28 protein-coding genes and 4 pseudogenes are annotated in these 24,484 nt (G+C 69.9%); 18 read left to right on the forward strand and 14 right to left on the reverse strand.

Annotated elements, in window-relative coordinates:
- The first annotated feature begins 18 nt into the window (after positions 1-18).
- Both ACPT94_RS08380 and ACPT94_RS08385 read left to right on the forward strand, forming a co-directional pair.
- Entirely contained in the window at positions 19-411 is a 393-nt protein-coding gene (locus ACPT94_RS08380) for a DUF2267 domain-containing protein (RefSeq protein WP_425245537.1), read from the forward strand.
- 35 nt (positions 412-446) lie between these two features.
- Positions 447-926 (forward strand): DUF2267 domain-containing protein, encoded by a 480-nt coding sequence (locus tag ACPT94_RS08385; RefSeq protein WP_425245538.1) that lies wholly within the window; start codon positions 447-449, stop codon positions 924-926.
- Between the two features lie 30 nt (positions 927-956).
- On the opposite strand, the pseudogene ACPT94_RS08390 reads toward ACPT94_RS08385, so the two are convergent.
- Positions 957-1,212: pseudogene (locus tag ACPT94_RS08390) on the reverse strand (transposase family protein); the annotation flags it as partial.
- Positions 1,213-1,247: 35 nt separating this feature from the next.
- Between ACPT94_RS08390 and ACPT94_RS08395 the strand changes: the two are divergent.
- A pseudogene (locus ACPT94_RS08395) lies at positions 1,248-1,529 on the forward strand (LysE family translocator); the annotation flags it as partial.
- A gap of 201 nt (positions 1,530-1,730) precedes the next feature.
- Here the strand turns inward: ACPT94_RS08395 and ACPT94_RS08400 are convergent.
- Positions 1,731-2,456 (reverse strand): hypothetical protein, encoded by a 726-nt coding sequence (locus ACPT94_RS08400; protein WP_425245539.1) that lies wholly within the window; start codon positions 2,454-2,456, stop codon positions 1,731-1,733.
- Between the two features lie 125 nt (positions 2,457-2,581).
- Here ACPT94_RS08400 and ACPT94_RS08405 point away from each other — a divergent pair.
- Positions 2,582-2,686, forward strand: a pseudogene (locus ACPT94_RS08405) (IS5/IS1182 family transposase); the annotation flags it as partial.
- Between the two features lie 404 nt (positions 2,687-3,090).
- Complete coding sequence (locus ACPT94_RS08410; RefSeq protein WP_425245540.1) at positions 3,091-3,846, forward strand: DUF5131 family protein; 756 nt, start codon at positions 3,091-3,093, stop codon at positions 3,844-3,846.
- Here the strand turns inward: ACPT94_RS08410 and ACPT94_RS08415 are convergent.
- Complete coding sequence (locus ACPT94_RS08415; RefSeq protein WP_425245541.1) at positions 3,833-4,936, reverse strand: three-Cys-motif partner protein TcmP; 1,104 nt, start codon at positions 4,934-4,936, stop codon at positions 3,833-3,835. The genes ACPT94_RS08410 and ACPT94_RS08415 overlap by 14 nt on opposite strands.
- A 199-nt stretch (positions 4,937-5,135) precedes the next feature.
- Positions 5,136-5,603, reverse strand: a complete 468-nt coding sequence (locus ACPT94_RS08420) for a hypothetical protein (RefSeq protein WP_425245542.1) — start codon at positions 5,601-5,603, stop codon at positions 5,136-5,138.
- On the opposite strand from ACPT94_RS08420, the gene ACPT94_RS08425 reads away from it, so the two are divergent.
- Positions 5,602-5,826 carry a hypothetical protein gene (locus ACPT94_RS08425; protein ID WP_425245543.1) on the forward strand — a complete coding sequence of 75 codons (225 nt, stop codon included), beginning with the start codon at positions 5,602-5,604 and terminating at the stop codon, positions 5,824-5,826. The two genes, ACPT94_RS08420 and ACPT94_RS08425, sit on opposite strands and share 2 nt — an antisense overlap.
- Positions 5,827-5,899: 73 nt before the next feature.
- Here the strand turns inward: ACPT94_RS08425 and ACPT94_RS08430 are convergent, their stop codons facing one another.
- The 5 genes and pseudogenes from ACPT94_RS08430 to ACPT94_RS08450 form a co-directional block, all read right to left on the reverse strand.
- Positions 5,900-6,451, reverse strand: a complete 552-nt coding sequence (locus ACPT94_RS08430) for an ATP-binding protein (RefSeq protein ID WP_425245544.1) — start codon at positions 6,449-6,451, stop codon at positions 5,900-5,902.
- Between the two features lie 360 nt (positions 6,452-6,811).
- Positions 6,812-8,011 carry a PP2C family protein-serine/threonine phosphatase gene (locus ACPT94_RS08435; RefSeq protein WP_425245545.1) on the reverse strand — a complete coding sequence of 400 codons (1,200 nt, stop codon included), beginning with the start codon at positions 8,009-8,011 and terminating at the stop codon, positions 6,812-6,814.
- A gap of 64 nt (positions 8,012-8,075) precedes the next feature.
- Positions 8,076-8,249, reverse strand: a pseudogene (locus ACPT94_RS08440) (ISNCY family transposase); the annotation flags it as partial.
- 125 nt (positions 8,250-8,374) lie between these two features.
- The gene (locus ACPT94_RS08445; protein ID WP_425245546.1) at positions 8,375-8,824 is read right to left on the reverse strand and encodes a DUF1931 family protein; all 450 of its coding nucleotides are present in this window, start codon (positions 8,822-8,824) and stop codon (positions 8,375-8,377) included.
- A 336-nt stretch (positions 8,825-9,160) separates the two neighbouring features.
- Positions 9,161-9,400 carry a hypothetical protein gene (locus ACPT94_RS08450; RefSeq protein ID WP_425245547.1) on the reverse strand — a complete coding sequence of 80 codons (240 nt, stop codon included), beginning with the start codon at positions 9,398-9,400 and terminating at the stop codon, positions 9,161-9,163.
- 246 nt (positions 9,401-9,646) lie between these two features.
- Here ACPT94_RS08450 and ACPT94_RS08455 point away from each other — a divergent pair, with 246 nt between their 5' ends.
- Positions 9,647-11,821: an FUSC family protein gene (locus ACPT94_RS08455; RefSeq protein WP_425245548.1), complete on the forward strand. Its 2,175-nt coding sequence runs from the start codon at positions 9,647-9,649 to the stop codon at positions 11,819-11,821.
- Here ACPT94_RS08455 and ACPT94_RS08460 read toward each other — a convergent pair.
- Positions 11,795-12,331, reverse strand: a complete 537-nt coding sequence (locus tag ACPT94_RS08460) for a phosphate-starvation-inducible PsiE family protein (RefSeq protein WP_425245549.1) — start codon at positions 12,329-12,331, stop codon at positions 11,795-11,797. The two genes, ACPT94_RS08455 and ACPT94_RS08460, sit on opposite strands and share 27 nt — an antisense overlap.
- Positions 12,332-12,584: 253 nt before the next feature.
- Entirely contained in the window at positions 12,585-12,956 is a 372-nt protein-coding gene (locus ACPT94_RS08465; protein WP_425245550.1) for an SRPBCC family protein, read from the reverse strand.
- 94 nt (positions 12,957-13,050) lie between these two features.
- Here ACPT94_RS08465 and ACPT94_RS08470 point away from each other — a divergent pair, with 94 nt between their 5' ends.
- The 8 genes from ACPT94_RS08470 (at position 13,051) to ACPT94_RS08505 (ending at position 19,582) form a co-directional block, all read left to right on the forward strand.
- On the forward strand, positions 13,051-13,236 hold the full coding sequence (locus tag ACPT94_RS08470; protein ID WP_425245551.1) for a substrate-binding domain-containing protein: 186 nt from the start codon (positions 13,051-13,053) through the stop codon (positions 13,234-13,236).
- Between the two features lie 541 nt (positions 13,237-13,777).
- Positions 13,778-14,842 carry a Rieske 2Fe-2S domain-containing protein gene (locus ACPT94_RS08475; RefSeq protein WP_425245552.1) on the forward strand — a complete coding sequence of 355 codons (1,065 nt, stop codon included), beginning with the start codon at positions 13,778-13,780 and terminating at the stop codon, positions 14,840-14,842.
- A complete protein-coding gene (locus ACPT94_RS08480) occupies positions 14,839-15,045 on the forward strand; it encodes a hypothetical protein (RefSeq protein WP_425245553.1) in 207 nt (68 codons plus the stop codon). Before ACPT94_RS08475 ends, ACPT94_RS08480 begins: the two co-directional genes overlap by 4 nt.
- Complete coding sequence (locus ACPT94_RS08485; protein ID WP_360341208.1) at positions 15,042-15,977, forward strand: PDR/VanB family oxidoreductase; 936 nt, start codon at positions 15,042-15,044, stop codon at positions 15,975-15,977. The genes ACPT94_RS08480 and ACPT94_RS08485 overlap by 4 nt, the downstream gene beginning before the upstream one ends.
- A gap of 242 nt (positions 15,978-16,219) precedes the next feature.
- Positions 16,220-17,191, forward strand: coding sequence for an ABC transporter substrate-binding protein (locus tag ACPT94_RS08490; protein WP_425245554.1), 972 nt, complete (start codon positions 16,220-16,222; stop codon positions 17,189-17,191).
- A complete protein-coding gene (locus ACPT94_RS08495) occupies positions 17,188-17,961 on the forward strand; it encodes an ABC transporter permease (protein WP_425245555.1) in 774 nt (257 codons plus the stop codon). Before ACPT94_RS08490 ends, ACPT94_RS08495 begins: the two co-directional genes overlap by 4 nt.
- Complete coding sequence (locus ACPT94_RS08500; protein WP_425245556.1) at positions 17,958-18,737, forward strand: ABC transporter permease; 780 nt, start codon at positions 17,958-17,960, stop codon at positions 18,735-18,737. Before ACPT94_RS08495 ends, ACPT94_RS08500 begins: the two co-directional genes overlap by 4 nt.
- Before the next feature lie 20 nt (positions 18,738-18,757).
- The gene (locus ACPT94_RS08505; protein WP_425245557.1) at positions 18,758-19,582 is read left to right on the forward strand and encodes an ABC transporter ATP-binding protein; all 825 of its coding nucleotides are present in this window, start codon (positions 18,758-18,760) and stop codon (positions 19,580-19,582) included.
- Between the two features lie 40 nt (positions 19,583-19,622).
- Here ACPT94_RS08505 and ACPT94_RS08510 read toward each other — a convergent pair whose 3' ends face one another.
- Complete coding sequence (locus ACPT94_RS08510; RefSeq protein ID WP_425245558.1) at positions 19,623-20,288, reverse strand: MmyB family transcriptional regulator; 666 nt, start codon at positions 20,286-20,288, stop codon at positions 19,623-19,625.
- 231 nt (positions 20,289-20,519) lie between these two features.
- On the opposite strand from ACPT94_RS08510, the gene ACPT94_RS08515 reads away from it, so the two are divergent.
- From ACPT94_RS08515 to ACPT94_RS08525, 3 genes are all read left to right on the forward strand, one after another.
- Positions 20,520-21,170 carry a helix-turn-helix domain-containing protein gene (locus ACPT94_RS08515; protein WP_360341225.1) on the forward strand — a complete coding sequence of 217 codons (651 nt, stop codon included), beginning with the start codon at positions 20,520-20,522 and terminating at the stop codon, positions 21,168-21,170.
- A 32-nt stretch (positions 21,171-21,202) separates the two neighbouring features.
- Positions 21,203-21,745: a toxin-antitoxin system, toxin component gene (locus tag ACPT94_RS08520; protein WP_360341350.1), complete on the forward strand. Its 543-nt coding sequence runs from the start codon at positions 21,203-21,205 to the stop codon at positions 21,743-21,745.
- 588 nt (positions 21,746-22,333) lie between these two features.
- Positions 22,334-22,573 carry a hypothetical protein gene (locus ACPT94_RS08525; protein WP_360341228.1) on the forward strand — a complete coding sequence of 80 codons (240 nt, stop codon included), beginning with the start codon at positions 22,334-22,336 and terminating at the stop codon, positions 22,571-22,573.
- 95 nt (positions 22,574-22,668) lie between these two features.
- Here ACPT94_RS08525 and ACPT94_RS08530 read toward each other — a convergent pair whose 3' ends face one another.
- Together ACPT94_RS08530 and ACPT94_RS08535 are read right to left on the reverse strand one after the other, a co-directional pair.
- Entirely contained in the window at positions 22,669-23,358 is a 690-nt protein-coding gene (locus ACPT94_RS08530; protein ID WP_360341231.1) for a 4'-phosphopantetheinyl transferase family protein, read from the reverse strand.
- Positions 23,355-24,215 (reverse strand): metallophosphoesterase family protein, encoded by an 861-nt coding sequence (locus ACPT94_RS08535; protein ID WP_360341353.1) that lies wholly within the window; start codon positions 24,213-24,215, stop codon positions 23,355-23,357. Before ACPT94_RS08535 ends, ACPT94_RS08530 begins: the two co-directional genes overlap by 4 nt.
- Between the last annotated feature and the right edge of the window lie 269 nt (positions 24,216-24,484).

The following is a 24,484-nucleotide window of genomic DNA, read 5'->3' on the forward strand; positions in this document are numbered from 1 at the left end:
GGCAGAAGGAAGGCAGCGATGAAATACGACGGATTCCTCGCCCGTGTACGCGAGCGAGGCGAATACAACGACCAGCACGAAGCCGCGGACGTCACCAACGCCGTGCTGGAAGTGCTGGCCCAACGGATCAGCCCGGGAGAGGTCAAGGACCTCGCATCCCAGCTGCCCGGCCCGCTGGGACAGGTTCTGGACCATGCAACGCCGCGGCAGGCGCGGAGCTTCGGGATCGAAGAGTTCTACCGCCGGGTCGCCGAGCGCACCCATGCCCGGCCGCGTACGGCGCAGTGGGACGCCAGCGCGGTCCTGACCACCGTTGCCGACGCTGTCACCGGCGGGGAGCTGAATCAGATCATCAGCCAACTCCCCTCCAGTTACGCGGTCCTGTTCGGCAAGGCCGACCTCGCGGACTGAGCCCGTGAGGCGCCCAGAACGAAAGGCCCACTCAAATGGTTGAGACAGGTTTCTCCTCGTTCGACACCATGGTGGACAAGGCCAATCGGCTCCTCAAGGACGTCGAGGAGGCTTTCGAGTGGCCCAAGGAACGGCGCAAGCAGTCGTATGCGGCACTGCGGGCCGTGCTGCACCCGCTCCGGGATCGTCTCCCGGTCGAGACGGCCGTACAGTTCGGCGCCCAACTGCCGACCATCGTCAGAGGCGTCTACTACGACGGCTGGAAACCGGCCGAGACGCCCGTAAAGATGAGCAACGAGGAGTTCTTCGCACGGGTCCGGAGCGAATTCCCCTATGCGGTCGAGGGCGGCAGCGAGAAGCTGGTGCGCACCGTACTGAAATCTCTGGAGCGCCATGTGAGCGCCGGCGAATGGCAGCACCTCAAATCCCGGGTGCCGAGAGCGTCCCAGCGCGCCGATAAGGCCTGCGGCGCCCCGGCCGTCCCAGCACCTAGGTCGCGCGATTGCCGAGCGTGATGATCGTCTGACAGTGAGCCTTTTCCAACCTCAGTTTGAGCAGGTCAGGTGCAGGGTGAGGGACGGCCTGGACGAGGCTGGTGATGCGGGTGGTGGAGCATCGCAGCTTGCGCAGGAGTCGCCAGGTTTTGAGGGTGGCCATGGCCTGCTCGATGAGTGCGCGGATCTTCGCGTCGGAGCGGTTGACGGCCTGCTGACCTGCGGACAACGTCTCCCAGCGCTCCCAGTAGGGCACGCGTATGGTGCCGCCGGCGCCCCGGTAGCCCTTGTCGGCCCAGCACTCCACTCGCGTGCTACCTGTTCCGGCTGGGCGTCGGTGCGCTGCGCTCCGCCCGGTCCAGCTCCGAGAACGAGCCCCTCGCCACGGCCGACGACGTCCCGGCCAGGATGTCGTGGGCGCGATCGGTACGGCAGGGCTTCCTGATCGGAGTCGCGAACCCGAAGAGCATCGTGTCGCTGATGGCCGTCCTGCCCCAGTTCGTCGACCACTCGCGCGGAGATCCCGTCCTCCAGATGCTGGTCATCGGACTCGTCGGGGCCCTGGTCCAAGCACTTATCGAAACCACCTGGGTCTGTGCCGCCGCGTCCCTGCGAGCCTGGTTCCTGGGGAGAAGACGGCGTCTCCGGACGCTCAAAGCAAGCGGCGGAGTCGCCATGATCGCCTTGCCGGCAGGCTCACGATCGAAAACCCGTAGGACCGTCCGCTGCCATGATCCCGCCGCCGGCCGAAGCACAGCAGCACCATCGTCCGCCGTCACGCACCGGACCGGTGCTGCCCCGGCGCACGGCTCCCCCGTCGAAGCGCTACCGTCCCGGCAACAGTTCCGCCACCCGCACCATGCGCTGCCAGCCGCCGGCCAGCAACCCGCCGAGCACCATCCCCACCACCGGCGCGAGTTCCAACGGGAGGCCCTTCTGCAGACCGGCCGCCCGGCAGCCCAGCCATGCGGCAAGGGCTCCGCAGAACATGGCGACCATCACCCCCACCATGTGCGCCGTTTCTCGGAGCCTCTGGCGGGTGAGTGTCACCGGCTCCACGTCCTCCAGGTCCGCCTCGGGCAGCAGCCAGCCCACCCGTCCCTCGGCATAGCGCTCGCAGACCGTGACCAGCTTTCCCGCCAGATCCCGCAGCGCCTCCTGCGGTTCAGCGTCCACCCGGCACAGGTCGCGGCGGAGCGCGCCCGCCACCAGTTCGGCGTGCTGCCGCGCGACGGTCCGCCGTGGCGAGGAGCTCCCCATCGTGCCGCGGGTGCGGTGCGCGTGCAGCACGCGGGGCTCGGTCCGGCGGTACAAGGCGTCGACCTCCTGGAGGAGTCCGGCACACTCCGCGTCCGGCGCCTCCAGGGCGCGAACGCAGGCGAGCACCGCGTCCGTGCCCCTGTGCACCAGCCCGTCCCGCCGTCCGGTCCGGTCAAGTCTGTTCAGGAGCGACCAACCCGCCGCGCCCAGTAGCAGGTACACGACCAGTCCCGCGCAGAAACCACAGGCGGCGGCGACCGCTTGCGGAGCCTCCTGCAATACGAAATACATGCCCAAGCCCGATAAGAACGCGCTATAGGTGGCGAGCAACCCCAAGGAAATAGCAAAGAGGGTGAGCCACCAAGGGTCTTTCTTTCCGGCACCGATCAGTGCACGGGTGCGGGGCACCTCATCCGGTGCCCGAGGCCGTCGGCCTCCTGGTCGCTCTCGCTCCGAGCCTCGCTGGGGCGGTGAAGACCGCCTTCACCAAGGCGTTTGTGATCCTGGACGGCACGGTCCTCGGATGCACAGCTGGCCCCGATCGAAACGGCTCGTCTCCAGCGCCGCTGTGAAGCCGAGGCCACACGCGCCCTGGCGCTGCGTCGGGTCCGGGCGGAACGCGCTGCCCGAGAGGCCGGGGCGGCGGCCGCGGTTCCGGACCCGGAATCACTGCGGCCCACAGCATGAACGGCTCGGGGGATGTCGCGATCAACGCCAGTCGAGTGCAGCTGGATGGCCTGTTCGTATCACGCGCACTAGCACAAGAAGAGGAACGCATGTTCGATGTTTGGGGTAGTGGGTACGGCGCGGGCGTCAGATGGTTGGATGCCGGTGTCCGGTAGTGCAGCGGTTCGTTGGGCATGCAGCGGGCCGCGGCTGCGCCGCCGGTGGACAGGTTCGGTTCGAGGGGATGGAGGGCCGGCCGGTGAGTGACCGCAGTGCGATCGAGTGGACCGAGGCGACGTGGAACCCGACGACCGGATGTGACCGGGTGTCACCGGGATGCGACAACTGCTATGCCATGACGTTGGCCAAGCGTCTCCAGGCGATGGGGCAGGCCAAGTATCAGAACGACGGGGACCCGCGGACGTCCGGCCCGGGCTTCGGCCTGACGGTGCATCCGGACGCGCTGCGGATTCCGTACGGGTGGCGCAGCCCCCGGACGGTCTTCGTCAACTCGATGTCCGACCTCTTCCACGCCCGCGTGCCGCTGGACTTCGTCCGGCAGGTCTTCCAGGTGATGGCCGACACCCCGCAGCACACCTACCAGGTGCTGACCAAACGGGCGCACCGTCTGCGGCAGATCTCCGACAAGCTGGAGTGGCCGGCAAACGTGTGGATGGGGGTGTCGGTGGAGAGCGCGAAGGAGCTCGTCCGAGTGGACGACCTGCGCCGCGTTCCGGCCGCCGTACGGTTCTTGTCGTGCGAGCCGCTGCTTGGCCCGCTGGACGGCCTGGACGTCACGGACATCGACTGGGTCATCGCGGGCGGCGAGTCCGGGCCGCGTTTTCGGCCGATGCAGCAGGAGTGGGTGACCGGCATCCGCGACGTGTGCACGGACGCCGGTGTGGCGTTCTTCTTCAAGCAGTGGGGCGGGCGTACGCCGAAGTCTCTTGGGCGCGAGCTCGAGGGGCGCACCTGGGACCAGATGCCGACCCGGGAGATCGTCAGCGCAGGCTGACCACACTGGCCTTGGTCAGGCGGCCGGCGGGCAGAACCACCCGGCCGTCTCCGTCCAGGGCCTGGAGAGCCTTCTTCGCGTCCCGGGCACGCCACTGCGACGTCTCCAGCAGGAGCCACTGCTCCAGCTGTTCCAGGCTGACGGGCCCGTGGCGAAGGCGCTGCTGGACCAGGGTCAGCAGCTCGGGGTCTGTCACCTCACCCTCGTCGAACAGCGAGACCTGCCCGACGGCAACGGCGTTGCGGACGCGGGGATCGCGGAAGCGCATGCCGTCGCTCTTGTCGACCCGCCACATGGCGTCCTTCATCACCTTCACGCCCGCTGGATGTTTGGTGCCGAAGACCAGGTACAGCGGCTTCCCTGTCTTCGGCACGACCTCGAACTGCAGGCGATAGTCGAAGCCGACACGGTGCAGGGCCTTGCGGTAGCTGTCCAGCCAGGCCCGCCACATCTCTTCGCTGTCGCGTGCTGCGGCCACGTGGATCCAGTGCTGCCGGCCGCCGAACACGCCGTCGACGATGTCCTCGTTGAGCTCCTTGCGGCGGCTGAACCAGTTCGGCCCGAAGGTGACGATGACCTCGCTGGCGGGGTTCGCCGCGATGCGGCCCATCACGGACAGGGGGGTGTTGACGTTGCCCCAGCTGTCGAAGACTCCGAGGATCGGCTGGCCCCACGCCTGCAGCTCGGTCAGGAGCAGGTCGCTGTCCCGGCCCGCCTCACCGCGCCGCACCTCCACCCGCACGGGCAACTGGTCCAAGGGCCCGAAGTTCTCGTGTAACTCGTTCACCAGGTGCTCGTAAGCAGCACGGTCCTTCTCGATGAAGATCAGCTGTACGCGCTCCCGGGACAGGCCCATCCTGTGCGCCAAGGGGTGGTTCAGCAGTCCGCGCAGGTTGAACACCGGGGAGCCCTCTTCGCCGGCCTCGTAGCGGCCCGGCCCGGCGAACGCGTCGAGAAATGTCACCTTCGACCAGCTGCGGCCCGACCGCGGGCTGGGCTGGAGCAGGATCGGCCACCACGCGTCGAAGTAGCTCTTGTACAAGCGGTGTTTGGCTCCCGTTGCTGGCTCCAACGGCCACAGCACGCCCATGCCAGCCCCCCTCGGACAACAGAATGTGGCACAGATTGTCCGCTGAGTGACTATCAGGCGCCAGGCCGCGATTCAGCCCGTCGATACCTACGTGTCGAAAGCTCGCACCATCGCGCACGGACTGCCAGCGGCGTTCAGCGAGCCGACACACGTCTGGATCGACGTGCTGGCCGGCCAGGGCAGCAAGCCGAGCCAGTCCCTAGAGCCGGAGACCATCCAGCGCTATGTCCGCTGTGTTGCCCCAGTCTTGCGGAACTGGGCGCAGGACGGCCTCGGCGGCCCGAGAAAGGTCACCAAGGAACACATCGAGGCGGCCATCGAACCTCTGCGCGGCTCCGTCGCCCGAGGCGTTCACGTCGGCCGCCGCTCGATGTTCCGGGCTCTGCGACGCGAGCGCATGGTCTTCCGCGGCCGCGCCCGCACCGTTGAGCTGGCCGTTGCCCGCCATCTGCCCCGGCTGCTGCCGTCGGACCGGCTCAAGGGCCTGCCGAACTCGATCGCTGATGCCCGGGGACGGCTGATCGTCGCGTTGGCCGCCGTCCATGCGCTCTTTCCCTGTGCCATCGCCCGGCTTCTGCTGGACGACTTGGACCGGGCCCGCGGACAGCAACGAGTACGACGTGCCGGCCGTCCAGACCACATCGTCTACCTGGACGAACTCACCCATGGAACTGGCCACCGCTTGGATCGCCGAGCGGTATCGGCGCTGGCCGGACAGCACCAATCCCTACCTGATCGTGAGCCGCGAGACGGCTGTCGACGACCTGCATCGGCCGGTCAGCAGCGACGTTATTCACGCGCCGTTCCGCAAGGTCGGGTTGCGCGCAAGCGAGCTACGTCCCGTCACCGCTGCCCACCCCGACAAGAGGGCCGACCCGATCCAAGCATGAGAAACCACGCTTCCTGAGTACCTCCCTGAGCCGGTCTTGCCATGACGGCACCGCGTGGCGTCGCACGCCTGCCTCACGGGTGGCCGGCGTGCGAGGTCTGCAGGACCGCCCAGACCTCGGTCCCCTCGCCGCGCCGGCGGTGTCCCCACCGGGAGGCGAGCGCGTCGACCAGGGCGAGGCCGCGCCCGCCCTCGAGGAGGCCGCCGGGGGTGCGCAGGGTCAGCGGGCGGTGCGGACCGCGGTCGATGACGGCGACCTCGATCTCGGCGCCGGTCAGTACCAGTTCTACCCGGATCCGGGTGGAACTGGTGTGCCGCAAAGCGTTCGTGGTCAGTTCGGTGGTGACCAGCTGGGCATCGCCGATGCTGGCCGGCGGCACGCCCCACTCCGCCAGCTTCTCCCCGACGTGGTGCCGGGCGGTGCGGGGGGTATCGACGTTGGCCGGCAGGACCCACACTGCGCGGTGACGTTGCCCGGCCGGCGGCACCCAGGCGTCCGGGGCGAACCCACCGCCGCCGGGAACGGCCGACCGCCACAGCTGTCCGAGACGGTCAAAGCGGTCCTCGAACTCGCGGAAGGAATCCCACAGCGCAGGCAGTGCCTCGCGACGGACAGTAAGCGTCATTTTCAATCATCTCCTTCCGAAAAGCACCTACTCGTGTCATGCACGTGAAGTTGCCACTCGGAAAGCCCCCCCGATCGAGGCCTCCTACTGTTACATTTCGACCCTTTTGTCGTTTATTCCTCCGTTCCTGGCCGCCGGCCGCGGGTATCCGCCGTTGTCCACGTGGTGGTGGCGAGCAGGGGGCGGGCGAGCCCTGGTCGTTGGCGTAGGCCTCGCGGCGCTGCGCTGTCCCGGCGGGGGCCGCCGCTGTCCCACGCCCCGGCCGGCGGCACCGTACGGGCAATGTCGAGCCCAGGCGGTACCGGTGGCTCGCTGGCGGCCAATCGGCTCGGCGTCAGTGCGACGAGAGCGAACTCCGGATCACCGTGACGGATCAGGGGGCTGCCACTCGAACATCAAGATCGTGGCGTCGTCGCTGAGTTTGTTGTGCCGATGCTCGAGGATGGCGTGGATGAGCAGGCGCAGCGCTTCCGGGGCGCTCTGCCCTGCTGCGGTCGACCGGATGATGTAGTCGGTGAAGCGTTCCAGGCCGAACGCTTCGCCTGCCTCGTCGCGTGACTCTACGACGCCGTCTGAGTAGAGCAGTATTCGGTCACCGGGTTCGAGGCTGACCTCGTGCACGTGACGGACGGTCCCGGCGAGACTGGCGGGCAGACCCAAAGGAGGCTCAGGTGGCCGCTCCAACGCATTGTGGAGCAGGCGGTGGCGACGGATGAGCAACGGAGGCGGGTGGCCGCAGTTGCACCAGCGCAGCACGCCGGTGGGCATGTGCAACTGGGTGAAGACACCCGTGCAGAACTGCTCCGGAAGCCACTTCGCCAGCGCCTCGTCCACGGTGCCCGCGAGTTCGTTCAGGTCTGCCCCGCTGCGCCGGGCGTTACGGCAGCCTGCCATGGCGACAGAGGTGGCAAGTCCGGACGCCAGGTTGTGCCCCATGCCGTCAAGGATTGTGGCGTGCAGAACGTCCTCGGTGAACGAGTGGTCGAACGCGTCGCCGCCCAGTTCGTACGCAGGCTCCAGGACCGCCGTCGAAACGACCCGCCCGGTGCCGATCGACCGGGGAGGGAGAAAAGCCCTCACCATCTCCGTGGGCAAGTGCATCGGCCTGGTACGCATGCGCTGTGCGATGGTGTCGCTGTAGGTGCGCTTGGATGTGGTGATCAGCGCCAGGATCAACGCCATCGTCTGGCAGCGCCGTAGCTTGAGCCCGTCCAGGGTGCTCATGTTCAGCTCTACGACACCCAGCCGCTCCGCCCCGTCGGCCAGGGGCAGCCATACGTGCAGACCGCCGGAGGGGCCTTCTTCCACTCGGAGAGAGTCGGTGCGGTAGGCCCATCCGGCCAGCGAAGTGTCGAGCTCCAGTTCCGGCTCGTTTTCGACAAGCGGCACCAGCAGTCTTTGCTGGATGTCGACCAGATAGATAACGGCCCTGCCCAGACCCATGGCCTCGGCATACCGGTTCACGACCACAGGCAGTTCCGCAGTTGATGCCAGCTGGGCTGCTCTGACCAGTTCCTCCAGCAGCCGCTCCCCGGACCCGACGGACATGTTCCTGTCCATGCCTTCGATGATCCCTGCGAGGTCGAGCCGCCACAATCTGAGCTCTGCGACACCCGGGATGTGGGCCGATCAGCCTGGGGTGCTGGGGCTTGCCCTTGCGGATCGGTCGGGCTTCGGGACCGACTTACGACACCAGCCGGTAGGGGATCGTGCGGATCCCCGCAAGCCGCACAGCGGTCGGCTCCAGCAGCCGGCGGGTGCCCGCCGCGGTCTCGGCCAGCTCACCGACCAGGACCGCTTTCGGCGGCACCTTGGACGTGGAGGAGGGCCTGCGGCGAGCCAGCAGATCGTTGCGGCAGCCGAGGAAGCAGAGCGCGCTGACGCTGTTTGGCCGTGGTCTGCACCGCCTGGTCCGGTCGCCACTCACAGCAGGAGGTCGATGACGGCTCGGGCCTCGTCCCAGTGCTGGGTCTGGGGGTTCTTCAGGTCGGGGTGGAGGATCTTGAAGCACTGAGCAAGGGCCAGGCTGAGTCCGCCGATGATGTCCGGATAGGCCGCCTCGGTCTCCTCGTCGGGCGTGCGGTCCAGAGCGGGGTGGGTGGCGAGCTGTTCCAGGATCGGTTTGAGTTCTACTTCCTGGTCGATCTTCCGGAAGTGGTGAATGCTCTCCTGCAGGCCTTTCGTGATCGGTAGGTCACAGGTCCGGATGATGTCGCGCCCGTTGGCCTTGGCAGTGGCCTGGGCGACGGTCAGCAGATCGTAGAGCTTGGCGTCGACGAAGTCGCTGTAGCGCTTGAGATCGTTCTTGTCGACGTCCAGCCCCGCGGCCGCGCGGAAGAACCTTTCGAACCTGGCGATGGACATCACGGTCATGACGGCAACCTCCGGCTGCGGGCGCCGGGGTGGCTCCCGGCCCCTGGGCTTCCCATTCAGCCTGGCCGACGGGGCGCGCGAACGCATGCGCAGGTCGGGCCCAATTGGCCTCCCTGTATTGCCCTGCCAGGCCAAGGCGTCCGACTGCCCGGGGAGTCGGACGGGCGTGCGGATCGACAGCAGGGCGAACACCGCGTCGCGGAGCGGCCCCACGTAAAGGGTGACCCCAGATGTCGCTGCTCATGAGGCCGAACGCCGCGGTGGCGAACACGCCAGCGAGCTCGGGAGAGGCCGGTGAACAGCACAGCCAGGGCCGGTTGGCGCGGACCATCCCGCCTAACAGCCGCAACCGCCCGCGGCCGTGCGGTGCCTCGCTGGTGTACTGGATCTCCCGGGTGGCAGGGTGTTGGCGGACTCCGGGATCAGCGCTCCGATCACGCCGAGGGCCGCTCCCCTCAGGCGGTGGGCGGCGCGCATCAGGCTGAGCATGGGCAGCGACAGCAGCGCGATGTGCTCCGGCGGGCCGATCATGGCGATGACGGGGCGGGTGCAGTCCAGGTAGGCCAGGTCCGTCACCCTTCTTCAGTCGCTTCGCGACCTCCGTTGGCCATCCCGGATCGGCCACGAGGACGACGTCGAGCCGCGGCCGCTGGGGCTGACAGCTGGCGCTGGGGGTGTGGTCATCGATCCCCCTGTACGCGAGGGTGCCGGTTTGTGAGTGTAGGTCGGCCCGGGATCGCGCGTCCGCCGAGCGCGGCGCCGCTAGGAGGCGGCGGCGCGGCCGACGCGACCCGGCAGGGCGTTCCGGCTAGGCTCACACCCGTGACGTGGCTGCGGGCCTTCGGGGAGGTCGTGCGATCCGGGCTCACGATCGAAGAGACGCGGCTGGAACCCCTGCTCGCGCTGCGTACGGCCGCTGGGGTGGCCATCGTCATCGGGCCGGCGCTGTGGCTGGTCTCCCCTGCGTATGCCGCGTCCGCCGCCCTCGGTGCCTACTCCGCAGGTGGGGCCACCTTCCAGCGCACCTGGCGTCCACGCAAGGTGATCGCGCTCGGCGCGGGCGCGGGTTTGGCGCTCAGCACCTTCGTGGGCTACCTGGCGGCGGGGCGACTCGTGACGTTCCTCCCACTGCTGGCCGTATGGGCCTTTGCCGCGGGAATGGCGTGGGCCGTCGGATCGACCGCTGGGATCGTCGCAGCGACGACGGTCGGCAGCATGCTGGTGACCATCACCCTGCCCACGAGCGTCGGGCGAGCCCTGGAGCACGCCGGGGTCATCGCGCTCGGGGGCGTGACGCAGGCCGTGCTGATCCTGCTGTTCCCGATCCGCCGTTGGGGAGCGCATCGTGACGCGCTCGCCGACGCCCTGGCCGCCGTGGCGGACTACGCCCGCCGGCTGCGGCACGACCCGACCGCCCCGTTCGACCCGGAACCGTTGATGACGGCCCGGGACGCGGCCGCCGTGACGCCATCACAGGCCCGCACCCGTCCCCCCGCCCTCCACGGCCCCCGGGGACTCGCCGAGCGCATTCGGCCGGTCGTCGCCGCACTCGCCGACCCGGACGTCGGCGCCCCGGCGGAGGGACCCGGGCGGGACCGCGCGCGGGAGTTGCTCGACGCGGCCGCCGACGTCCTGGATGCGGTCGCCCGTTCGATCCGCCGCGGCACTCCCGCCGAGGTGCGGCCCGGGAGCGCAGACGTCCTGCGCGTCGACGAGGAGCACGAGGTACTGGAGGGCCCCGCGAGGCAGGCCGCCGAGCGGCTCGTGGAACTGCTCGGCGAGGCGTTGGAGATCGCCGGGAGTGGTGGCGCGCGCGGGAGGACGCCCACGCTGCCCGGCCCTGCGGGCACCCAGTTCCTGGTACGCCCGACAATGTTCCGGCTGGTCCCGGTCGTCCTCCGGGCGGTCCGCCGTGAGCTCCGCCAGGACTCGCCCGTGTTCCGGCACGCCGTCCGCCTGGCGGCGGTGGCCACGCTCGGCTATCTGATCGCCGCCCGGCTCCCCCTGGGCCACGGCTACTGGGCGCCCATCGCCTCGGTGATGGTGATGCGGCCGGACTTCCACCGGACGTACGCGCGTGCGGTGGCCCGTCTCGCCGGGACCCTGGCGGGGGTCGCGCTCGCCACCGTGATGGTGCAGGCCCTGGGACCGGATGCCCATGTGTTCGGCGCGCTGGCAGTGGTCTCGGCGGGCCTGTCGTACACGCTGATCCGGACCGGCTACGCCTACTCCCAGTGCTTCACCGCCGCGTACGTCGTCTTCCTGCTCGGCATGGGCGGCCAGGCATGGGAGCAGACGGTCCCCGAGCGGGTGGTGCTCACCCTGCTCGGCGGGGCCCTGGCAATGCTGGCGTACCTGGTGTTCCCCGCATGGGAGACACCCCGGCTGCCGGGCCGGCTCGCGGACTGGCTCGCAGCCAACGGCCGCTACGCGGCCGCAGTGCTCCGCAACTACGCCGAACCGACCCGGGAGCATCACGCCGACATGCGCAGGGCACTGCTGGCGAGCAGGGAGGCACGTGCCGCCTGGCAGGAGGCATACGACCGGGCAAGGCAGGAACCAGTCCGCCCCAGGGGTCTGACGTCGCGCGAGGCACAGGAGGCGCAGGAGGCGCTCAAGGGGTTCGGCCGCGCGGCGATGCTCACGGAGAGCCACGTCCCGCGGGCCGACAGCCGTGTCGTCCCCGAGGCGGAGCGGTTCGCCGACGCCCTGGAGGCGGACACGGCGCAGGCGGCAGCCGCCGTGCGCGAGCACAGGAATCCGGACTGGGGGCGCGTGGAGGAGGCGCTCCACGCGTGGGAGGGCGCCGCCGGGGACCGGAGCCCGGTCGTGCGGCGCGAGGCGGAACTGCAGAAGCAAGCCTTGGAGGACCTCGCGACGGCCGTGAGCCGCACACCCCTGGAACGGGACGTCGGCTCTGCTCGCGAGGAGCAGCGAGTGCGCGCGGCCGCGGCGGCGGAAGGTGACGGATCAGGACCCGCGCACCGGGGTGGGTGACGAAGTCGGCGACGGGGAGCGCCGCGCCTCCTGGAGCGGGAAGTAGTCTCCCGGCCGCGTCGAGCGCCGCCACACGTACACCGCTGTCGCCATCACGAGGATCAGCCCCGCCAGGATGAGCAGTTCGATCCCCTCGACGTTCCACCGGAAGGACTTCTCCGCCTCGGCCGTCACGATGAGCACCTTGCGGATGCCGGCAATGAGGCCGACGACGAGGAACGGCTCCGCATCGAGGGTCTGGTTCCTGATGGTGAGGCGGACGGTGTGGAGCAGCTCGGCCACGATGAACAGCACAAGGCCGTTGTCCAGGGCGGAGAGAACGACCGTCTCCTCGCGGTACGGCCCCTGGATCGACCTGATGACGTCTCGGACAACCCCGACGGTCAGAAGCCCCGCGAGCAGTACGAGAAGCGCCGCGACGACGAGGTGGATGACGTCCTCGATGAGCTGCAGGAGGCCCTGTAGCCGGCCGCCCTCGATCTTCGGGAGAATGGGTCGCACAGTCAGCATGCTAGGCGTGCCCCGGCCCGCAGGCGCGACGTGCTGCCGAACGGGTGGACGAGCGGACAACTCCCTGTGGTGGCAGCCTGGGGGAAGCAGCGAGGCGCGACATCACCGAGGCCTACCCGGCGGCAGGACGAGATGAGGCACGAGTTCAGCGATCACCCTCGGCGACAGCCCGGTGATCCGGTACTCCGCCACGATCAACTCGCGCGCCCCAGCCCCCACCATGCACAGCTCAACGAGCTACCTGGGCGCCGAGCTACGGCCAACCGTGCACGAGGTCGTTAGGGAAGTACGGGCCCTTCTTCTCCTGAGCCAGGATGCCCTCCACGAGGGCCTTCAGGTTCGCCACGGAAGCGGTCTCCGTGTCTGCGGTCACCACCCCGCTCGGTGCCTCGTCCGTGTTGTTGAAGACTCGGCGGAAGAGGGTGCCCTCGGGGACCTCCTCGAAGGTGTACGAGATGGAGCCGGGCAGGTACACGAGCTCGATCGTGACTCGCTTGCCACGCTCGTGCTCCGCCACCCTCCAGGCGAGTTCCACCGTGCCGTCCGCGGTCCGGATGAACTCGGTGAACTCGTCGCCAGGGAGGAACGGACGGCCGATGGTCCCGGTGACGCACCTGGTCAGCACATGCCACTTGGGCCAGAATCGGACCTAGATGATGAAATCGAACACCTGCTGGACGGGGCCGTTGATGGTCGTTTCCAACGGGATGGAGGAGGTCATGTCGCTCCCCGTCCCTGCGGACCTGTCGCTGGCGAGCTTCGACAACTGCTTCCTCGCCAAGATCCGCCGCTTCTCCCTCACCAGCGTCGACATCGGCGCCCGCGAGGTGGGCCGACGCGTCACCCGAGCCCCGCTCGACTGGACTCCCGCCGAGAACGGCAGTTTGACCGACCCACGCTCTTGAAACGGCACCCAAGTCCGCGATGAACGGGCTTCTCGCCTGCGTCGCGACCCACCTGACACTCCATCACAAACGGCCACGGCCGGAGCCCAAGCCGGGCTACTCGTGGCCCGGCAGGTTCAAACAACCGCTTCACATAGGTCCGCCACCCCTTTGGCCTGCACTTATGTGCTACAGGGCCCAAAGAGCGGCGAATTCGACCCGGATTCGACCCCACGGCCTCATTTCACGGCGACGCGCACGCCTGATCAGCGATGATGCAACTTCTGCCGCTGTACCAACGAATTGCGGAAAGTTAATCACCACGAGAGCCCCAATTAGGATCAACCTCGTAAATCGACAGCCCTGGAGCGGACAGGCAGCCCAGCGATGCAGACACAGTGCCGCGTGTTGGCCCGAGCCCATCCCGACTCAACCCCACGAGGGACTACATACCCTGAACAGGCCTTTTACCGATCCGCTTCCGTGGGGCGGAAGAGGTATTGCGGCGCAGTGACGGCCTTCCGGACGATGTCGCCATCACCCAACGAGGGGAGCCGCAGCCATGCCGCACATGACGACTTTCGCCAGAAACCAGTGGTACGTCGCCGCCTACAGCCACGAGGTCGGCCGCGAGTTGCTCGGCCGGACGATCCTCGGCGAGCCGCTCGTCTTCTACCGCACCGAGGGCGAGGGCACCCCGGTCGCCCTGCACGACCGCTGCGTGCACCGCCGCTACCCGCTCTCGCAGAGCGGTCTCGACGGCGACCGGATCGTGTGCGGCTACCACGGCTTCACGTACGACACGACCGGCACCTGCGTGTACGTGCCGGGGCAGAAGCGCATCCCGCGCACCGCGCGCGTCGCCTCGTACCCCGTGGTCGAGCAGGACTCCCTGATCTGGGTGTGGATCGGCGACCCCGGGCTCGCCGACCCGCAGACCATCCCGCGCGCCCGCCACCTCGACTCCCCCGGCTGGACCACGGTCCGCGGCATGGAGCCCATCGACGCCGACTACGGGCTGCTGGTCGACAACCTCCTCGACCTGTCCCACGAGACGTATCTGCACGGCGGCTACATCGGCACCCCGGAGGTCGCGGAGACGCCGATCACCACGGAGGTGGACGAGGGCGCGGGCATCGTGCGGGTGAGCCGGCACATGGACGACGCCGAGTGCCCGCCGTTCTACGCCCGTTCGACCGGCATCGAGGGCCGGATCACCCGCTGGCAGGACATCGAGTACCACGCCCCCTGCCTGTATCTGCTGCACAGCCGGATCGCGCCGGTGGGCGTCCTGCCGGAGGCCGACGGCAGCGACCCGCACGGCTTCCACACCGAGATCACGTACGCGATCACCCCGTCGTCGGACGGCAAGGTGTACGACTTCTGGATGGTCTCGCGGGACTGGGCGACGGACGACGACGAGGTCACCGAGTTCCTGCGCGGCAACAACCACACCGTCGTCATGCAGGACGTGGACGCGCTCAACCTGCTGCAGAAGACGCTCGGCACCGAGCGCACCGGCTACCAGGAGCTGAGCATCAACATCGACACCGGTGGCCTGGCCGCCCGCCGGATCCTCGCCCGGCTGGTCGAGGAGGGCGACAAGCCCGTGGAGAAGGTCCTGTGAGCGGTCTGCCGTCCGCGGGGCCGCGCGAGATCTACCGCATCGACTGGCTGCCGGGCACCGACATCCTGCACGGCACCTGTCACTGCGGCGCCGAGCACACGGCTCAGGACCCGATCGAGATGTGGGAGTGGATGCTCGGCCACCCCGACGGACACCAGCCGGGACCCCGACCGGGACCCCCGCCGCAAGGAAACGACTCATGACCGTGTACGAAGCCGAACTGGTCGTCGCCGGCACGGAACCGGCCGCCGACGGGGTGCTCGCGCTCACCCTGCGTCATCCGCTGGGCGAGCCGCTGCCCGGCTGGGAGCCGGGCGCCCACGTCGATCTCGTCCTCGGCCCGGAGCTGGAGCGCCAGTACTCGCTGTGCGGCGACCCGGCGGACCGTGCCGCCTGGCGGGTCGCGGTGCTGCGAGAACCCGAGGGGCGAGGCGGATCCGCCTTCGTGCACGAGCAGTTGGGGCCGGGCGACAAGGTGCGGGTGCGCGGCCCGCGCAACCACTTCGCCCTGCGGCCGGCGCCCCGCTACCGCTTCATCGCGGGCGGCATCGGCATCACCCCCATCCTGCCGATGCTCGCGGCCGCCGAGGCGGCGGGCGCCGAGTGGACCCTCCTCTACGGCGGCCGCTCCCGCGACTCCATGGCGTTCACCGAGGAGTTGGCGCGCTACGGCGACCGGGTCACCCTCGCCCCGCAGGACGAGACCGGGCTGCTCGACCTCGGCTCGGTGCTGGACGCGCTGCCCGAGGGGACGCTCGTGTACTGCTGCGGTCCGGGCGCGTTGCTCGACGCGGTCGAGGAGCGGTGCCCGTCCGGCGCGCTGCACGTCGAGCGGTTCCAGCCGAAGGAGCAACAGACCGGCGACGACGCCGAGTTCGAGGTGGAGCTGGCGCAGAGCGGCCGTACGGTGACCGTCGCGGCGGACGTGTCCGTGCTGGACGCCGTCCGGGCCGCCGGGGTCGAGGTGCTCTTCTCCTGCACGGAGGGGACGTGCGGCACCTGCGAGACCGACGTGCTGGAAGGCACCCCGGAGCACCGGGACTCGGTCCTCACGCCGGAGGAGCGGGAGGCCGGGGAGACGATGATGATCTGCGTGTCGCGCTGCCGGGGCAAGCGGCTCGTCCTGGATCTGTAGGCCGGGAGGCGCGTGAGCCGCGGCCGGCGTGGACGGCGATGTCCACGCCGGCCGCCACCGCGCCGTCCCGGTGCCGTCTCCGCTCGCGCGCCCACCCGAGAACGCGACTGTCGACAATTTTGTCAGCCGGGCCCATTGACCCCGCCGAACGCGTGATTCTCCGTTCCCTGCACGCCAGTTGGGCACTACTGTGCGGTGTGCGCACAGCCTGTCGGAACACCTTTGTCTGCACAGGAGGAGCCATGCGTCGTCTGTACGCCGGTCTCGCGGCCGGCACCTTACTGCTCGCCACGGCGGCCTGTGGCTCGTCCGACGGCTCCGGTTCGCCGGCCCCGGACACGTCGTCCGGGGGCATCACCACCGTCGAACTCGGGCTCATTCCCATCGTCGACGTGGCGCCCGTCTACCTCGGCGAGAAGAAGGGCTTCTACGCCAAGCAGGGCCTGAAGCTGTCGATCACGACCGCGCAGGGCGGCGCGGCGATCGTGCCGGGGGTGGTCAGCGGTCAGTTCCAGTTCGGCTTCAGCAACATGACGTCCCTCATGGTCGCCCAGTCCAACAGCGTTCCCGTGCGGGCCGTCGCGAACGGCATCGCCTCGACGGGCGTGCGGGGCAAGGACTTCGAGGCGCTCACCGTGAAGAAGGGCAGCCCGATCAAGTCCGCCGGTGACCTGGAGGGCAGGAAGGTCGCCATCAACACCCTGAAGAACATCAACGAGACGGCCGTTCGCGCGTCCGTGGCCAAGGCGGGCGGCGACCCCGACAAGGTCCAGTTCGTCGAGCTGCCCTTCGACCAGATGCCCGCCGCCCTCGACAGCGGCCGGATCGACGCCGCGATGGTCGTCGAGCCCGCCCTCGCGACGATCAAGTCCCAGGGCGGGGCGGAGATCGCCTCACCGATGGTCGACGTCTCCCCGAACCTCACCGTCGCCATGTACTTCACCTCGACGCAGTACGCCCAGCAGAGCCCGGACGTGGTGAAGAGGTTCCAGCAGGCCACGGCCGAGTCCCTCGCCTACGCCGACGCGCACCCGGACGAGGTCCGCCAGATCATCACCACCTACACCAAGATCCCGGCCTCGGTGCTGGAGCAGGTCACGCTGCCCAAGTGGCCCGCCGAGGCGAACCGTTCGTCCATCGAGGACCTGATGAAGCTGGGCCAGGCGGACGGCCTGTTCAAGACGAGCCCCGACCTGGACAAGCTGCTGCCGTGAGGGGCGAGAACCTCGCACTCGGCACGGCCGGACTCGCGGCCTTCCTCGCCCTGGGCGAGGCGATGCCGCGGCTCGGCCTGGTCGAGGAGGCCTACTTCCCGCCCACCAGCCGCATCGCCGACGCCCTCGGCGACGAACTCGGCGACCGCGCCTTCTGGAGCGCCCTCGGCGACACCCTCACCGGCTGGGCCCTGGGCCTGGCGATCGCGGTCGGCGCGGGAATCGTGGCCGGTGTGGTGATCTCCGTCGTCCCCCACCTCCGCGAGGCGACGGCGTCGACGATCGAGTTCCTCCGCCCGATCCCCTCGGTCGCCCTCATCCCCCTCGCGGTCCTGCTCTACGGCACCGAACTCCGCTCCGTCCTCCTCCTCGTCGTCTACGCCTCCTTCTGGCAGGTCCTGATCCAGGTCCTGTACGGCGTCCAGGACGTCGACCCGGTCGCGGAGGAGACGGCCCGCTCCTACGGCCTGGGCACCTGGGCACGGATCAGGCACCTGCTGTGGCCCACCGCGCTGCCGTACGTCATGACCGGCGTACGGCTCGCGGCGGCGGTCGCGCTGATCCTCGCGATCACCGCCGAACTGGTCATCGGAGCCCCGGGGTTGGGCGCGCGGATCGCGGTCGCGCAGACCTCGCAGGCGGTGCCCGAGATGTACGCGCTGATCGTGGTCGCGGGGCTGCTGGGCCTGCTGATCAACGTGGGCGCGCGGACCGTGGAGCGGCGGGCACTGGCCTGGCACCAGTCGGTGCGCGGGGAGGTGGCGGTGTGAGAGGCGTGCTGGTGCGCCTGGGGTTCGTGCTCGCCCTGCCGACCGTGCTGGTCGCGGTGTGGTGGGTGGCGTCCGACGACAGCACCGACGTGTACTGGCCGCCGCTGCGGACGATCCTGGAGACCTTCCCGGACGTGTGGACGGGCGAGCGGCTGCGCTCGGACGTGCTGCCGAGCGTGCTGCGGCTCACCGGCGGCTACGCGCTGGCGGCCGTCGCCGGGATCGCGCTGGGCACCGTCATCGGCTCCTACCGGCGGGTGCGGGCGGTGTGCGAGCCGGTCCTGGAGTTCCTGCGGGCGGTGCCGCCGCCCGTGCTGGTGCCGGTCATCATGCTCTTCGCCGGCTACGGCGACACCATGAAGGTCGTGGTGATCGCGGCCGGCTGCGTGTGGCCCGTGCTGCTCAACACCGTCGAGGGCGTACGGGCGGTGGACCCGGTGATGGCGGAGACGGCCCGCTCGTACGGCATCACGGGCGTGGCGCGCCTGAGGGATCTCGTCCTGCGCTCGGCGAGCCCGCAGATCTTCGCGGGCCTGCGCCAGGCCCTGTCCATCGGGATCATCCTCATGGTCATCAGCGAGATGTTCGCCGCCAGCAACGGCCTCGGCTTCACCATCGTGCAGTTCCAGCGCGGCTTCGCCATCCCCGGCATGTGGACCGGGATCCTCGTCCTCGGCCTGCTGGGCTTCGTCCTGTCGGTCCTCTTCCAGCTGGTCGAGCGACGGGTGCTCGGCTGGTACCACGGTCTGCGCGCCTCCACCCGGCGGTCCCGGTGACGTCTTGGAAAGGGCAGGTCATGCTGGACGTACGCGGCCTGAAGAAGGTCTACGAGGGAGCCGGGCGGCGGGTGGAGGCGGTGCGCGACCTCACCTTCACGGTCGACGCCGGTGAACTGGTCTGTCTCGTCGGCCCGTCCGGCTGCGGCAAGACGACGCTGCTGAAGTGCATGGGCGGCCTGCTGGCACCCACGGCCGGTGAAGTGCTGCTGGAGGGACGGAAGGTGACCGGGCCGCCGCCCGGCATGGCGTTCGTGTTCCAGGAGTACGGGCGCAGCCTGTTCCCGTGGATGCGGGTCGGCCCGAACGTCGAACTCCCGCTGAGACAGAAGGGGTTGAGCAAGGCACGGCGCAGGGAGCTGGTCGCCGACGCCCTGACGTCTGTGGGACTCGCGGACGCCTCCTCCGCGTATCCCTGGCAGCTGTCCGGCGGCATGCAGCAGCGGGTGGCGATCGCCCGGGCCCTCGCCTACGAGCCCCGCGTCCTGCTGATGGACGAGCCGTTCGCGGCCGTGGACGCGCAGACCCGAGCCGACCTGGAGGACCTGGTACGGGGCCTGTGGCGGGAGCGCGGGATCACGATCCTGTTCGTCACCCACGACATCGACGAGGCCGTCTACCTCGGTGAGCGGGTGGTCGTGCTGTCCGCCTCGCCGACCGTCGTGCAGGAGCAGCTGAAGGTCGATCTTCCGCCGGAGCGCGACCAGTTGCACACCCGGGTCGCCCCGCGTTTCGCCGAGCTGCGCACCCATGTGTACGAGCAGATCCAGGCGGCGAAGCGCGGCACGGCCCGGGAACCGGCCCCGGTGGACACGCCTCCCCCGCTCAAGGACGGTCTTCGCTGACCTGGGCGCCGTCGGCGACCTGAACGCCGACGGTGCCCGGTCAGGCCTCGGGGGCCGGGACCACGCTGAGGTGCCCCGCGGTGCCGCGGAACCGGCGCGCCCTGCGGGGCGCGGGGGCCGGGGCCTCGCGCAGCACCATCGTCAGCCGCGTGTATCCCATGTCCTGCAGGGTCCTCGGGGTCTCGCCGACGATACGGCACTCCGTGGCGCCCCGGCGCGGGTCCGGGTGGCGCAGGGGCCGGACCGCCCCGTCGTGCTCGACGGCCTCCTCGCCGACGGCGCGGATCCAGTGCGGCAGGCCCTGCCGGTAGGCGGCCTCCATGATCGGGTCCTGGGCGATCTCGCGGCGGATCGCCTGGAGTCCCGCGTCGTGCCCGTGCCGTTCCAGGGTCGCCGCGAAGCGGGCCAGCATCGGCAGGCACCAGCTGGACTCGTGGTCGCCGAGGACCGAGGACGCGTCGGGGTGGAAGAGGACGAACCGGAGGAAGTTGTCGCCCGGCAGGGCCGTCGGATGCGGGCCCACCTCCCGGAAAAGTGTCCGGAAAGCTGTGTTGGCCAGGACGACGTCCCAGCGGTGGTCGAGCACGACGGACGGGAAGGGGACGGCCTCCAGGTACGCCGCGTAGTCCAGGAGATAGGCCTGGGCCTCGGGAGTCTCGGGGACGGGCCGCGGTGCCGACCGCTGCCCACCTGCCTGATATGCCATCGGGAGGTCACCCCTCTTGCCTCTGCGGCCTTCACGCGGCGCCCCGATCCTGCTGCCCGAGCGCTTCACATGTCAACTATCGTGGCATTCCATGCTCATTGACGGCTGAAATTGGCCACAGTTGTGGCGAGACCTGGATGTGAGTTCGAAAGACCCGCTACTCTCCGGTCAGTTCACGGCGATCGCGTGTATGCCTGTGAGAGGGTCGTGAGAGACGTAGGAGACCTGTCGGTGACGGATGGCTTCGAGGTTCCGGGCGCCACGGCCACGGTGCTGCTGTCGGCCGTCGTCGCCCGTGTCACCGCGCTCGCCGACCGGCTCGGCGTGCCGCACGCGGAGGTCTTCGACACCGGACGGCTCTCCGTCGCCTCCGGCGTCCCGGAGCCCGTCGTCAAATCCCTGCTGAGCGGGCGCCCGGCCGGCGAACCGGACGTACAGGCCCGGTTCCTGCAACGGCTGGACCTGCTGCGCCGCACCCGGCTCAAGCCCAACGGGCGCAAGTACACCCAGCAGGAGATCGCCGACGGCGCCGGCATGTCACGGCAGCAGGCGGGCGCCCTCATCAACGGCGACCGCCGCCCCACGATGGAGCACTGCGACGCCCTCCAGCGTTTCTTCCGCGTCCACGCCGGCTTCCTGACGGCCGAGGACCCTGAGGCCCTCGCGGGCGCTCTCCAGCACATCGAGCAGGAACTGCTGCAGAAGCTCGCCGCCCGGGAGGCGGCCGCGGCCGCAGAGGACCCGCTGGAGCGGCTGCTGCAGGACCACGGTGTGCGCGGAATCGCCTGGCGGGCCGCACAGCTGCCCACCGACCAGCACCGGGACAAGGTCGCCGAGTGGCTGGACATGCTCCTGGAGAGCGTGAAGCGGCCCGAGTCGTGATCCGGGAGTTGACTGTGGGCATCGCCAAGGACATGCGCCGCCTGTGCGACGAGCTGGTCGCGGAGCTGACCCTCCCGGCCCCGGCCGCGCCGGCCGAGCTGTACACCGCCCTGTGCGACAGCATGAGCAGACGCCGCGGCCGCCCCGTCCACTTCCGCACGGCCCCCTTCCCGCCCGGCACCGCCAGCGGGCTGTGGCTCGACATGACCGACCAGGACCTCGTCGTCATCGAGGAACGCACCGCGCCCGACCACCAGTTGGTGATCCTCGGCCACGAGCTGTGGCACATGAAGGCGGGCCACTGCAGCCACCACGTCGAGGGCGCGGCCGTCGCCGCCCGTTTACTGCACGACGGGGCGGACCTCCAGGCGACGGTCCACAGGGTCGCCGCGCGCACCCGCTTCGACCAGGCCGACGAGCGGGACGCCGAGCGCTTCGGGCTGCTGCTGGCCAGCAAGTGCCGCGCCTGGCTGGCGGGCTCGTCGGCACGAGGGCGCGGGCAGCGGGACCATCTGGCGGGGCGGATCGAGGCGTCGCTGGGATATCTGGGGCGGCGAGAGCGGGGCGGGGTCTGAGGATCGGGCGGACCGGGGGCGGGGAGGCGTCGGGGCGTTGATCTCCGGACGCCGGTCGTCGATCTCCGGTTGCCGGTCAGCGGTCGCCAGTCTTTTGTAGACCATCACCTGCCGTCGGCCATCAGTATTTCGTAGACCGTCACCTGCCGTCGGCCACCTGTCGTCGACCGCCGGTCGCCTGTAGACAATCTCCAGTCGCCTGCCGCCCACCGCGGGCCTGCCTCCGGTCATCTGTAGACAGTCGCCAACCGTCAGTCGTCCGGCGACCACCGACCGCACTGCCGCCGGTCGCCTGTAGACAGTCGCCTGGCCTCGGTCGTCGGACGACAGGTCCCCGCGCCGCACCACCCGCTCTCCTCCCGTCACCCTGGCCGCCGACGGTCCGCCAAAAGCCCGTCATCCCAGCGCAGGGCCCGATTTCCCCATCGGATTCCGCGAGCTGCCACCTCGGCTAAGCGGGCGAACCGAGGTGGAGCGAGGCCGGATTGTCAGTGGTGGACGGCAAGCTGGGGGGTGCGCCGCCGCATGGGTGGCGTACGCGCCGTCAGGGCGCGTGGGAGACGACGCCGACACGGGGAGAGCCGACCGATGCCCACTGCCGTACTGACCGACCGCGAGCGCACCGCAGTCCAGGCCTACCTGCGCCTGCTGCACACCGTCCGAGCCGCCTTCGGCGACGACATCTGCGACCCGCCGCACGACCGTTTCCCTCCGGTGGTCCCACCCACCGTCCTGGCCGAGGCGGAACGGGCCCTGGCGGCCGCCGGCCTGACGGGCAACGAGGAGGAGTTCTTCCGTCTGCTGCACAGCTGGTGCCCGGAGACCTGACGGGATGACGGAGAGGCTCGGGGGATGACGGACAGGCTCGGGCGCGTGGGGAAACGCGCCCGGGCGTCCGCCCGTGACGAGGTCGACGGCGGGGCTCAGGCGTGCGGCACCGCGATGGCCGTCGCCACCAGCCCCTGGCCCACGGTCCAGCGGCCGTCGAAGTGACCGAGCCGGCGGTCGCCGAGGAGCGGACCGGGGACGAGGAGCCGGGCCCGGAAGGTGCCCTGGGTGCCGTGCGCGAGGCCCGCGTCGATGTCGACGTCGGCCTCGCTGAAGTCCAGCCACTTTCGAGTGAGAGGGAACCACGCCTTGTAGACGGATTCCTTGGCGCTGAACAGCAGCCGGTCCCAGTGGATCCCGGGATGGTCCGCGGCCAGGCCGCGAAGGCGTTCCGCCTCGGCCGGCAGGGCGACGGCGGACAGCACGCCCTCCGGGAGCGGCTGGTGGGGTTCGGCGTCGATGCCGAGGGAGGCCAGGTCGGCGGCGCGGACCAGCGCGGCGGCGCCGTAGCCGTCGCAGTGGGTCATGCTGCCGGTCAGGCCGGCCGGCCACTGCGGGGCGCCGCGCTCGCCGGGCAGCACGGCCTGCGCGGGCACCCCGAGCTTCTCCATGGCGCGCCGCGCGCAGGAGCGTACGACGGTGAACTCACGGCGGCGCTTGGCGACGGCACGCGCGACGAGCGCCTCCTCCTCCGGGTACAGCGGCCCGTCCCCGAACTCACGGACGCCCTCCTCGCCGTGGGCCTCCACGGCGACGACCGTCTCCGGCAGCAGCTGCTCGATCACGCGGTTCCGTCCTCCGTCGGCAGGATGCGGCGCAGCCGGCCCGGCGGCTGCGGGCGCTTGCTCCACTCGCGGGGGTAGCCCACCGAAACCTCCTCGAAGCGGACGCCGTCGTGCCAGGTGGTCCGCGGGATGTGCAGATGGCCGTAGACCATGGCGGCGACGCGGAAGCGGCGGTGCCAGTCCGCCGTCAGCGTCGTGCCGCACCACATGGCGAACTCGGGATACCACAGCACGTCCGTGGGGTGCCGGTCCAGCGGGTAGTGGTTGACGAGGACCGTGGGCAGGTCGGGCGGCAGGGCGGCCAGCCGGCGTTCCGTCTCCGCGACACGGGCCCGGCACCAGTCCTCGCGGGTCGGATACGGGTCGGGGTGCAGCAGGTACTCGTCGTTGCAGACCACCCCGGTCCGGTGCGCGTACGCCAGTCCCTCCTCCTTGGTGGCGCAGCCGGCCGGCAGGAACGAGTAGTCGTACAACAGGAACAGTGGGGCGACCGCCACCGGGCCGCCGGGGCCCTCCCACACCGGGTAGGGGTCCTCGGGGGTGGTCACGCCCAGGTCGCGGCACAGCTCGACGAGGTACTCGTAACGGGCGACGCCCCGTAGGGTGACGGTGTCCTTGGGGTGGGTCCACAGTTCGTGGTTGCCGGGCGCCCAGACGACCTTGGTGAAGCGGCTCGCGAGGGTCTTCAGCGTCCAGCTGATGTCGGCGACGCTCTCCGAGACGTCACCGGCCACGAGCAGCCAGTCGCCGTCGGACTCCGGGACCATGCGCTCGACCAGGGCGCGGTTCTCGGGATACCCGATGTGCAGATCGCTGATGGCCAGCAGTTGTCCGGCATCACCGGCCGTCGACGTCACGTCCCGCTCCCCGTTCCCCCGCTCGGGCACGCATGCCCCTGACGAACACACGAACGGCACCACGACAACACATTCCGTCGCATGGGACAAGGCGTCATTACCCGATGCCCGGACCGACCTGAACATGATCGGCAAATCCGTAACACGCGCGTTGCACGCGGCACCCTCGGGACGCCGTATGATCGCCCCAACACCACCGCCATGAACGTCCCTTCGCACGGGGCGGTTTGGTGTACCTCCATCCACCCTGCCCGGGCACGGGCCTGCTT

The organism is Streptomyces aurantiaciflavus, from assembly GCF_049808595.1.
GTDB lineage: Bacteria > Actinomycetota > Actinomycetes > Streptomycetales > Streptomycetaceae > Streptomyces.